This window comes from Bradyrhizobium sp. IC3195 (assembly GCF_020193585.1).
Classification (GTDB): domain Bacteria; phylum Pseudomonadota; class Alphaproteobacteria; order Rhizobiales; family Xanthobacteraceae; genus Bradyrhizobium; species Bradyrhizobium yuanmingense.
Genome location: NZ_JADYVG010000001.1, coordinates 103536 through 115641, shown reverse-complemented (window position 1 = coordinate 115641; position 12106 = coordinate 103536). Strand labels below are relative to the sequence as shown.

At 64.9% G+C, this 12106-nt stretch carries 6 protein-coding genes; all 6 read right to left on the bottom strand.

Annotation, left to right across the window (positions count from 1 at the left end; genetic code table 11):
* Positions 1-2 precede the first annotated feature (2 nt).
* Entirely contained in the window at positions 3-5147 is a 5145-nt protein-coding gene (locus I6F09_RS00505) for a non-ribosomal peptide synthetase (protein ID WP_225187251.1), read from the bottom strand.
* An 85-nt stretch (positions 5148-5232) separates the two neighbouring features.
* Complete coding sequence (locus I6F09_RS00500) at positions 5233-9732, bottom strand: non-ribosomal peptide synthetase (RefSeq protein ID WP_225187250.1); 4500 nt, start codon at positions 9730-9732, stop codon at positions 5233-5235.
* 78 nt (positions 9733-9810) lie between these two features.
* Positions 9811-10779 (bottom strand): TauD/TfdA family dioxygenase, encoded by a 969-nt coding sequence (locus I6F09_RS00495; RefSeq protein ID WP_036023852.1) that lies wholly within the window; start codon positions 10777-10779, stop codon positions 9811-9813.
* Positions 10748-11503: an alpha/beta fold hydrolase gene (locus I6F09_RS00490; RefSeq protein ID WP_225187249.1), complete on the bottom strand. Its 756-nt coding sequence runs from the start codon at positions 11501-11503 to the stop codon at positions 10748-10750. The genes I6F09_RS00495 and I6F09_RS00490 overlap by 32 nt, the downstream gene beginning before the upstream one ends.
* A gap of 21 nt (positions 11504-11524) precedes the next feature.
* Positions 11525-11752 carry an MbtH family protein gene (locus I6F09_RS00485; protein ID WP_036013449.1) on the bottom strand — a complete coding sequence of 76 codons (228 nt, stop codon included), beginning with the start codon at positions 11750-11752 and terminating at the stop codon, positions 11525-11527.
* A 98-nt stretch (positions 11753-11850) separates the two neighbouring features.
* Positions 11851-12105, bottom strand: coding sequence for a hypothetical protein (locus I6F09_RS00480; RefSeq protein WP_141697691.1), 255 nt, complete (start codon positions 12103-12105; stop codon positions 11851-11853).
* Position 12106 lies beyond the last annotated feature (1 nt).

Below are 12106 nucleotides of genomic sequence, written 5' to 3'. Positions count from 1 at the left end.
GCTCACTGCTCCGTTCCCACCAGTTCCTGGAGCTCTTCGGCATCGAATTCTTGCTCGATGAGCCTGATCGACACGACCCGGGCAAATGAGGCAAGATCGGGATGAGCGAACAGATCCGAGACCGCGATTGACACGCCGATCTCCTGCGACACCCGGCTCAGCACCCGCACTGCGAGCAAGGAATGTCCGCCGAGCTCGAAGAAGTGATCGTTGCGTCCGACCTGATCGACGTCGAGCAGCTCCGCCCAGATCCCGGCCAGCGCCAGCTCGATCTCGTCCTCGGGTGCCTCGTAGGTGCGACTCGCCAACGCATCCTCGCCCGGCGCCGGCAGTGCACGCCGATCGATCTTACCGTTAGCGGTGAGCGGCAACTGCTCCAGCACCGTCACCGACGACGGCACCATGTAGTCAGGCAGAACGGCGGACAGTGCATCGCGCAAGGCGCGGCCGTCGAGCGACGGCCCGCCACTCGCATAGGCGAACAATTGGCGCCCGGTCCGGCCTTCGCCCGCCACAACGGCCGCCGCACGCACGCCACGCTGCTCGAGCAGACGCGCCTCGATCTCTCCGAGCTCGATACGGAAGCCGCGGATCTTCACCTGCTGGTCGGCGCGGCCGACATATTCAATCACGCCGTCGTTGCGCCAGCGCGCGAGATCGCCGGTGCGATAGAGGCGCGTGCCATCGTCGCTGAACGGATCGGGGACGAACCGCTCCGCGGTCAGTGCAGCCCGGTTCAGATAGCCGCGGGCCTGGCCAACACCACCGATGAACAGCTCGCCGGTGACGCCGGCGGGAACGATATTGAGGTCGGAATCGAGAATGTGCGCCGACCTCGCACCAACGGGCCGTCCGATCGGTGCGGGCTGGTGAGGTGTCAACGCGGCGGCGTCGACGATCCACGCCGTCGGCGCGATCACCGTCTCGGTCGGGCCGTAGGCGTTGACCAGAAGATCGATAATGAAAGCTTCTCGAAATGCCCTGACCCCGGTATCGGACCAGGCTTCGCCGCCGACGATACAGGCCCTGATCGCCAGCCTGCGCCCACCCTGCCGCAATGCCGCGCTCAATTGATCCGCATAGGCCGGCGGCAGGAAGATCGAGGTCACCGCATTGCGGGTCATCTCGCTGACGAGATCGTCAATCAGGAGACCGGGCTTCGAAGGCAGGACGAGCGAACCGCCCGTCATCAGCGGTACCAGCCATCGCTCGTGGGCGATGTCGAAATTGATCGATGCCGTCTGGAACTCGCGGTCACGCGAGGTCATGCGGTACAGCCGGCCGATGGCTTCGCAATGCATCGCCAGCGGTCCGCGCGCAACCGCCACGCCTTTCGGCGCGCCGGTCGACCCGGACGTGTAGATGACATAGGCCAGGCTGTCCGGATGGATTTCGATGTCGAGGTTCCCGCCGTCCTCGCCGGCGCGCGGCGATGGCTCGTCGATGCAGAGCGCCTCGACCCCGGCTTCGCGCAGCACCGGTGCAAGCGGCTCGAGCAGCGCGCCTTGCGTCAGGACCAGCGCCGCGCCGCCGTCACGCAGCATGTAGGCAAGCCGCTCGGCCGGATAATCCGGATCGAGCGGCAGATAGGCGCCTCCGGCCTTCAGAACCGCGAGCAGCGCGATGATCATGTCCGGGCTTCGGCTCAAGGCAATGCCGACCAGCCGATCCGGACCGACGTTCCAGAGGCGAAGGCGTCGTGCGAGCGCGTTCGCACGCGCGTTCAACTCGCCATAGGAGATGCGCTGGTCGCCGCAGACGATGGCAATGGCAGACCGCGCCTGCGCGGCCTGTGCTTCGATATGCATCACGACGTCGGCGCAGGATGATGCGGAGGTCAGCCGCGCTGCGCCACTCCATTCGAGAGCTCGTCGCGCGTCCTGCTCGACTGCCGCAGAGAGATCACCGAGCGCACATTCCGAATTCGCCGCAATCCGTTCCAGCAGGGCGTGGAGAATGTCGCGAAGGCGCGGGATCGCCGCCTCGTCGACCCGGCTCCGGTCATAGTTGAATTCAATGTTCAGCCGATCGCCGGCGGCGAACACCGCGACCGCCAGCGCATAGCTCGTCGGCGTCACATGCGCCACACGTCCCAGCCGCGGACCACCTTCCCCGCCTCGCAGCACCCCCTCGTCGATCGGATAGTTTTCGAACACCAGGATACTGTCGAACAGCGGCTGCCCGGCACGGCCGGCGAGGCGCTGAATGTCGTAGAGCGGCGTCCAACCGTGCTCGCGCAGCGCCAAATTCTGTTCCTGCAACTGGCGCAGCCAATCGCCCACGATAGCTTGCGGGCTGGTCGCATCGACGATGGGAAGCGTGTTGATGAAGAGGCCCACCATCTCCTCTGAACCGGGCAATTCGGCCGGACGACCCGAGATGGTCACGCCGAAAGAGACCGCGGACTGCCCGGAATGACGCCGCAGCAGCTGCGCCCATGCTCCTTGTATGAGCGTGTTGAGTGTTACCCGTTCATGCTTTGCAAAGGACTTCAATCGCTCGGTCAACGCTGCGTCCACCGCCCCGACGCTGGCATGGCCTTCGGCGAGGGATGTTTTGGGGGGCGTCAGTGTGTTCGCGAGCAATGTGGGCGCCTCAAGCCCTGCCAGAGCCTCGCGCCAGAACCTCTCAGCGCTCTCGCGATCGCGGCCCTGCAACCATGCAATGTAGTCCCGATAGCCGCCCTGCACGGCCGGCAGCGGGCGGCCGCTCGCCTGCTGCAATACCTCGGCCACTAGCCGGGCCGAGCTCCAACCATCGACGAAGATGTGATGATGGGTCCAGATCAGCCAGTGCCTCTCGTCGTCGAGACGGATCAGACGGATACGCTGAAGCGGCGGCTGCGAAATGTCGAAGCCCATCTCGCGCTCACGCCGGGATATCTCCGCCAGCGCGGCTTGCAGATCCGGAGGCGCGCTGCCGCGCCAGTCCTCCTCGACGAACGGCACCGTCACATGACGATGCACCATCTGCTGCGCTGCGCCCGACAGGTTCTGCCAGACAAACCCGGTCCGCAGGGCCGCATGCCGGTCGCTGACTATCTGCCACGCGGCTTTCAGCTTGCCCGCATCGACGCCGAACAGTTCGAGCCCGACCTGATTCACATAGGCGTCGTTGGCACCGTCGCGCAGCGCATGAAACAGCATGCCCTGCTGCATCGGCGAGAGCGGATAGATTTCCTCGATGCCGCGCAGATCCAGGTTCGCAGCCAACCGGTCGAGGTCGGCTTGAGCGAGCCCAGACAGCGGGACATCCGATGGCGTGAGGCCGAACGCTCCATTGCAGCAGTGGGTGATCAGTTCGCGCAGTGCGTCTTTGTAATGTGCGGCGAGCCGCTCGACCGTCGCGTCCCGGTAACGCTTGCGTCCGTATCCGAGAGATAGTTCCAATCGACCGTCACGCACGAGGCCAGTGATGTTCAGCCAACCGCGCATGGGTGCCGTGGCGCTACGCGAGGGACCTGCACTCTCCGCTGCGAAGGCGAAGCGCTGGTTGGTGCCTATGTTGGCGTCGAAGCGGCCTAGATAGTTGAAGACGATCTGCGGCTCCGCCAATTGAGCCAGAGCATGGCGCTGCTGCTCGGAGCCGAGATGGCGCAACACGCCATAGCCGATCCCGCGATTCGGAATCGCGCGAAGCGTCTCCTTGACCGCCTTGATCAGCGACGCCTCGTCGCCTGCATCTTTCAGCCGGACCGGGAAGGCCGTCGTGAACCAGCCGACGGTGCGGGACACATCCGCATCTGGGAAGATCTCCTCGCGGCCGTGGCCTTCGAGCTCCACGGTGATCTCGTCGTGCTGGCTCCAGCGCGACGCCGCGCGCACGAGACCGGCGAGCAGGAGATCGTTGGCCTGGGTCCGATAGGCAGCCGGCGCCTGTTCGAGGAGCTGTGACGTCAGATCGGCATCCAACACCAAGGACACCTCGCCGCCATCACCGACGCGATCGACATCGCCATGGTCGTCGTTGCATGGCAGGCGTGCGCCGGCGCCACGATCCAGCCAATACGGCAATTCGGCCGCGATCTCCGCCGTTCCCGCATAGGCATGCAGCCGCTCGCTCCACGAGGCAAAGGAGTCGCTCTTCGGCGGCAGCGCGACGGGACTGCCACGCTGCAGCTGGTCATAGGCCAACGCCAGGTCTTCCAGCAGGATACGCCAGGACACGCCATCGACGACGAGATGATGGATCGCAAGCAGCAAGCGTTGGCTACCGTCCGCCAGGTCCATGCCGACCGCGCGCAGCAGCGGTCCCGAAGACAGTGAGAGGCTTTCCTGCGCAGCGCGGGCGAGCGCCGTGACCTCCATCGCGCCGCCGACGCCCGCATGAAGCCATAACAGTTCGGTTGAACCCGGCGCCGGTCCCTGCTCCCCCCGCCAAGCACCATCCACCTGCTTGAACCGCAAACGTAACGCATCGTGATGGTCCGAGATGGCCGCAAGCGCGCGCCGCAGCGTCTCCCAATCGACCTGCATACGGGGCAGCAGCAGAACCGCCTGGTTCCAGTGATCCCGGTTGGCAATGTCCTCGGCGAAGAAGCGCGTCTGAATCGGCATCAGATGGGGCATGCCAGATGCGGTGTCGCCGACTGACGCCTTCGCCGCCGGTCTCTCCTTCTTGGTCGTCCCCGCCGATATCACGGCGACCGTCGCCAACCCGGCAATCGTCTGCTGGCTGAAGATCTGCTTCGGAGTGAGCCGGATGCCGCGCTTGCGCAAGCGGGCGATGATCTGCAGGCTCAGAATCGAATCGCCGCCGAGTTCGAAGAAATTGTCATTACGGCCGACGCGCTCGCGAACGAGCACCTCGCACCAGACCGCCGCGATGGCAATTTCAATATCCCCCGCAGGCGCGGCATAGCCGGCCGACGCCCCCTCTTCGGCCGGTTCGGGCAAGGCGCGACGATCGACCTTTCCATTGGGCGTCAGCGGCAATTGCGCCAACATGACGATGTGTGACGGAACCATATAGTCCGGCACGATTGCAGCCAGCTGTTGCTTGATCGCATCGGCCTGTGGAGCGGCGCCGCTCTCAGCCACGCAATAGGCGATCAGCTCCTGGCGCTCACTTTCACCGATGGCGCGTGAAACGACCACCGCGTCACCGATCCCCTGCAGCACCTTGATAACGCGCGCGACCTCGCCCAACTCGATGCGATAGCCGCGCAACTTGATCTGGTCATCAGAACGACCCAGGAATATCAGCCGGCCCTCGCGGTCGCAGCGGACACGATCAGCCGGTTCGGTAGAGGCGCCCGCCCGCGGCGCCGAATGGATCCGGCACGAAGCGTTCCGCGGTCAGGCCCGCCGCGCCGCGATAGCCCCGCGCCAGCCCAGCGCCGCCGACATAGAGCTCGCCAACGACTCCGATCGGCACCTCGTTCAAGGCGTCATCGAGGACATGGACGCGCAGATTGGCAAGGGGCAGACCGATCGGAACCGAACCGTCCCCGCGGCCTGCCGCGCACTCATGCGTCACCGCACCGACGGTCGTTTCCGTGGGCCCGTAATGATTCAGGATCCGGCATTCCGGCCGCAAACGCCGGACGTCGTCCAGCAGCGCGCCATCGCACGCCTCGCCGCCCAGGACGAGCGCGTCGCGGGGGAGCAGATCGGCCGAGTGCGAGGCCTGAAGCAGCCCTCGCAGATGGCTCGGCACGATCTTGAGAATGTCGACCTCGCCCTCGCGCATCGCTTGTGCAAACGCATCCGCGTCGAATACGGCCTCCGGTGACAGCAGATGCAGCGTGCCGCCGGATGCGAGCGCACCGAACAGGACAGTGTGGCCGAGGTCGGCCGCCACCGTCGAAACCATCGCCATGCTCGCCGACGGGCGCGGCTTCAGACGTTGCAGCAGAGCCTGGACATAATTGGCCAAGGCCCCGTGCGAGACGCTGACGCCCTTAGGCGCGCCGGTCGATCCGGAGGTATAGATGACGTAAGCGGTCTGCGTTGGATGAATGGTCGTGTCGAGCGGCAGGCTCGATACCTCGGCGCGCGCCGCTTCCGCCTCCGCGTCGAGCACCAGGCAGCCCAGCTCGCGCGCATCCGCCAATTTGTCGCCCGCCGCAAGCATGATGTCGATGCCGCCGTCGGTCAGGATACGGCGGACGCGCTCCAACGGCCATTTCGGATCGAGCGGGACATAAGAGCCGCCCGCCTTCAGCACACCGAGCAAGGCGACGACAAAGGCCGGAGAGCGCTCGATCCACAGCGCAACCGGTGTCTCGCGTGCCACGCCCTTCGCGATGAGGGCGTGTGCGATACGATTTGACCGCTGCTCGAGCTCCGCAAAGGTCAGTTGCCCCCGGCCGCATCGAATGGCGATGGCGGTCTGTCGATCGACTGTCGCCGCGCGATGAAGGCTCACCACATCGGCGAAGCCGAACGCCGCAGCCTCACTCGGCACGGTCTGCCGGTGTCCGTCGTCGATGACGAAGTCCGATATCCGCCGCTCGGCGTTGTCGGCAATCTGGCGCAGCATCGAACCGAATTGCGTCGCCAATCGCGCGATAGTCGGACGCTCGAACAGATCGATGGCGTAGTTGAACGTGACCTTCATGCCGACGCCATCGATGACGTCGAGGGCGACATCGAAATGCGAACCAGCGAGATCGACAATGTCGATGTCGGCAGTGAGCCCCTCGACGCCGGAGAAACCGCCCGGCGCCGTCATGTAGTTGAACTTCGCCTGGAACAGGGGATTTTGCCTACCGCTGCGTTCGGGCTTGAGGCTGTCGACCAGCATTTCGAACGGAAGATCCTGGTGCGCCAGTGCCTCGACCACCGATTCCCTGACCTGACGCAACAGGCTCGTGAAGCTCGCTTCGGCGGTCATCTCGGCCCGCAGCACCAGCGTGTTGACGAAACATCCGATCAGTCGTTCGAGCTGCGTATGCCGGCGCCCGGCGACCGGCACGCCGACACGCAAATCACTCTGCCCGGTGTAGCGCTGGAGCAGCGCGTAATATGCGCCGAGCAGCAGCATGAAGACGCTGACGCGCTGCTTGCCGGCGATCTCCCGGAGCCGGGACGCAAGCACGGCGTCGATGGCCAGACCGATCGTATCGCCGGCATGGCTCTGGATCGTCGGGCGCGGCCGATCATGCGGCAGCGCCAGCACCGGGTGAACATCGCCGAGCTTGGCGCGCCAATAGGCGAGCTGCCGATCGCCCTCGCCGTCCGCAAGCCAGCTTCGCTGCCAGGCCGCAAAATCAGCATATTGAATTGCCGGAACCGGCGGCACGCCTGCGCCTTGACCAGTACCGGCCCGATAGAGAGCGGCTAGCTCTTCGAGCAACACATCAAGCGACCTGCCATCGACGATGATGTGATGGGCCAGCAGCAGCAGTTCATATGCATCGTCCGCGAATTGAAGCAGCACGACGCGCAACAATGGCCCGTTCACGAGATCGAACGGCTTGCCGAGCTCTGATCGCCTGACCGTCTCCGCGCGCTCGGAGCGCTCCCGCACAGAATAGGCGCGGAGATCCTCGTGCCGGACGCCGATGCTCACGACATCGTGGATGAGCTGCGTTCCACGGCCGTCTCTGGCGATGAACCTGGTGCGCAATATCTCGTGACGACGGACGATCTCGCCGAAAGCACGCGAAAGCACTGCACGGTCGAGCCGTCCCTTCAGACCGATTGTGCTCGCAACGGTATAGGCTGTCCCAGCAGGATCCATGTTCCAGAGGAACCAGAGCCGCTCCTGTGCGTGCGACAGCATCGTGCGATCGGCCGCGACGGCCCATGGGATCGGCGGGAGCGCCCGGCCAGCGCCGGTGCCCGCCAAAACATCGATCCGGCCAGCGAAGGCCGCAAGCGCCGGCGCGTCGAAGAAGGTGCGCAGCTCCACTTCCACGTTCAGGCGGTCGCCGATCGCCGCGGCTACTTGGCCAGCCGCGATCGAGTTTCCGCCCAGCACAAAGAAATCGTCCTCGCGATGCACCGCCGCGACGCCAAGCGCCTCGCACCACATCGCAGCGACGGCGCGCTCGGTATCAGTCGCCGGCACCGTCAGGGATGCAGTGCCGCGGCGACGCCCTCTCTCGAACACCGCGAAGCTGTCGAGTGTGTTGTCGGCGAGACGCGTTGCGCAGGCCGACCGCTGCAGCTTGCCGCTCGTTGTCAACGGCATCGCTTGCGGGTTCAGCAGAACGATCACCGCCGGATATTCCTGCGCCTGCCGGAGGACGGCTTCGCCGATCGCATGTGCGAGCACTTCCGGGTTGCTGCGCTTGAGCACGGCGCGGCTGAACTCCGCCGCCACTCCGATGGCCTCACGCCCATCGACCTCGACGGGAAAGGCGGCAACCCGTCCGCTGCGGACGGATTCGACCTCGGCTTCGACCGCCTGCTCCACGTCCGTCGGATAGACGTTCTGCCCGCGAACGATCAGCAGGTCCTTGAGACGACCGGCCACCACGAGTGCGCCGTCGCGAAGGAAGCCGATGTCGCCGGTCCGCAGCCAACGCACGCCATCCCGCTCGACGAAGGCCTGATGTGTGGCCTGGGCATTGTTCCAATATCCATGCGCGACGCTGGGACCCGAGGCCCAGATCTCGCCGACCTCATTCGCCTCGGCCTCGGCGGAGCCGTCGATACGCATGATGCGCACGGCGTGACCAGCAGCAGTTCGACCACATGCCACGAGGTCCGTGCCTTCGCTGGCGCTCGCGATGCGGCCGGCGGCGAGTCCCGCGGTGTCGAGCGTGTAGCTGACGGTCTCGGCGGTGATGTCGCTGGCCGTGACCAGCAGCGTCGCCTCCGCAAGGCCATAGCAAGCCGTCAACGCCCGTCGATCGAACCCGGCCCGCGCAAACCGGTCGCCAAATTTCTCGAAGGTGGTGCGGCGGACGAACTCCGAGCCCGAGAACGCAAACCTCCACCGGCTGAGGTCGAGCCGACGGATGGTCTCTTCCGAGATGCGGTCGGTGCAGAGTGAGTACGCGAAGTCGGGGCCACCGCTCAACGTGCCGCCGTGACGGTCGATGGCCTCGAGCCAGCGCCGTGGCCGCTCCAGGAAGTTCCGTGGCGACATCAGGACGCCGGTAAAGCCCGTGAACAGCGGGTTCAGAAGTCCGCCGATCAGCCCCATGTCGTGATAGAGCGGCAGCCAGCTCACAAACACGTCGTCCGGCGTTCCGCCACAAACCGCTTCGATGGCACGCTCGTTGGCCGCCAGATTGCCGTGAGAGACGCAAACGCCCTTCGGCTGCGAGGTCGAGCCGGATGTGTATTGGAGGAACGCGATCCCATCGGCCGCAGGCCCCGTCTCGCGCCAGTCCGCCGCGAGATCGGGCGAAATCGTGTCCACCGCAACGATCTGCACGTCGGCGAGCTCGGGCAATGCCGCCTCGATGAGGCCGCGCAGCCCCGTCTCCACCAGGATGAAGCGCGGCGCGGCATCTCGCAGGATACCGTTGAGTCGTCCCGCATAGCGCTCGGGGCCGCCCTCAGGCGGATAGGCCGGCACGGCGATTACGCCCGAATACAGGCAGGCATAGAATGCGACGGCATAGTTGATCCCGCTCGGAAGCAGGATCACCGCCCGCTCGCCCGTACCGCCCATCTGCTGAAACCAAGCCGCAAGCGCCCTGATCCGAGCGTCGAGCGCGGCGAACGTCAGCTCGTCGGCGACGTCGTCGCCCTCCAGGAATCGCAACGCCACCTTCTCCGGTCGCAAGGCGGCATGCTCTCGCAAGCGTTCGACGAGGTCGGATCTGTCCATGTTCTCAAATTCCTGTCCGGCCGCGCGCCGGAAATCCCCGCCGCCCGAATGAGACGTGCCGCTGATCACCCTTGCCGATCACCCCTGCCGATGAGCTTCCGCCATGGCGACGATCACCTTGCGCGGACCCCTGAACGGGGCCCGCGCGTGCGCGGTGAGCATGTTGTCGAGCATCACGACGTCCCCAGCCTGCCAGGGAAAGCTGATCTTGTGCCTCTCCAGAACGGTCCGGACCGTTGACAATGTTTCGTCCTCGATCGTCGAACCGTCGCCATAGAAGACGTTGCGCGGTAGATCGGCTTCGTCCTCGACCACGTCGAGCAGACTCTCGCGCACCTCCGGCTCGAGATTGGAGACATGGAACAGATGCGCCTGGTTGAACCAGACCCACTCCTTCGTGACCGGGTGCTGCGCCGTGCCCTGACAGACCTGGCGCGTACGGAGTTCGCCATCTTCCTTCCACTCGCATTCGATGTCGTGGCGAGCGCAGTAAGCTTCCACCTCCGATCTGGAGTCGGTGCCGAACACCTGCTGCCAATCGACGTCGAGCCCGTTGCCGTAGTTCCGCACATACATCACGCCCTTCTCGGCGAACCGCTCGCGAATGGCCGGCGGCATGTCGCGATAGATGGCGCGGCTGTCGGCGATCGGCGTCTCGCCGCCTTCCAGCGCTGGCTGCATGCAGTAGAACCAGATCTTCATCGGCCAATCGCGGGTATAGGCCTGCTCGTTGTGCAGCGGGATATGCTGGTGCGGCGGATACTCCGTGGACGTGTAGACGCCTGAGGTCACCTGCGAACGCGGCGTCGACCCGAACTCGTAGGTCAGCAGCGGGTGGCCGAAATCGGCCGCGAAGGCTCGAAACGCATCGGGACCATCGAGCGCGAAATCGCGAAACACGATGCCGCCGCTGTCGGTGAGGTACCGGTCGATCGTTGCACGCAGCATGGGAAGGGATTCGCCGAGCGGCTGCCCGGCCTCACCTGCCCTAAGCAGCATGGGAAGAGCCTTGCCCTCAATGAGTGGCTGGACGGAGAACGCGCTCATGATCCTCGCTCCGATGCAAACCGGTCGATCGCCCCGATTGCCGGGCCAGCGCCCAGCCGATCCGGTCGATCAGTTCGGCCTGCTGTGTGTGAATGAAGAAGTGATGCCCGGGCAGAATATCGAGCGTGAATGCCGCCGAGGTCTCCAGCCGCCAAGCCTCGAGTGCTTCGCGGCTGGTCTCGTCGTCCGCTCCGCCAAAAACGTGTACGGGGCACGGCAATGGACGCCGCGGCCGGTAGGCATAGGCTCCGCACATCAGAAAATCTGCGCGCAGTACCGGCAGCGCGGATCGCATCAACTCGGCATTCGACAGCGCCTCGTCGGGTGTGCCCTGAAGATGACGCAGCTCCTGCATCAGCGCCTGGTCGCTCAGGGGATGGCGCCACTTGCTGCCGTCCCGCACCGCCGGCGCTTCCGCACCCGAGGCGAAGAGAATGGCCGGCGCAGGCACTCCGCTATCGAGCAGGCCATGTGCGAGCTCGAACGCGATCACGGCACCGAGGCTGTGCCCGAACAACGCATAGGGCCCGTCGAGCTGCGCCGCGAGTTCACCAGCCAGCTGCGCCGCCAGCACGCCCGGATCGGTCGCCAGCGGCTCGTCCATGCGCGCACCACGCCCGGGCCATTCGACCGGCCGAACGTCGATCCATGACGGCAGCAGCCTGCGCCACCGCGCATAGAACATGGCACTGCCGCCGGAATAAGGCAGACAAAGAAGCCGCATCGGACGACCAGACTTCGCTGACTACGTCGTCTGCTGAGGCGACGCGCCGTCCATGAACTTGCGCAAGCTGAGCGGGCGCATGTCGGTCCACACCTGCTCGATATGGTCGAGACATTCCTTCTTGCTGCCTGACTTGCCCACCGCCTTCCAGCCGGCAGGAATCTCCTTGAACGTCGGCCAGATGGAGTATTGCTCTTCGTGATTGACGACGACGGTGAAGGTGACGTCGTCTCTGTCGAACACCATCATGGCGCGATCCCCTTTTCGGAAAGCGAAAGCAGAGACGTTTGACTAGGTCAGAAGCCGACGAGGGTCAAAGCAATATCGACGCGCCTTTTTGTAAGACCTCAAAACTGGCGACGGGAGAACACAATGCAACCTCCGCGCTTGCGCGCCAATACGCGGGAAAATATCGAGATTTCAGAACATGTCGCAGATTGCTGCAATTCTAACTGCGTAAGAAGGAACTTTTCCGATGTAGCATGATGGTGCATTTTATCGCGGTGGTGTTTCATGACACTGTCATCAATCGCGACAAGTGCAGCTTGCTGATTATGGACCAACGAAAAACCGCCGCGGACCAGATCCACGGCGGTGCGCATC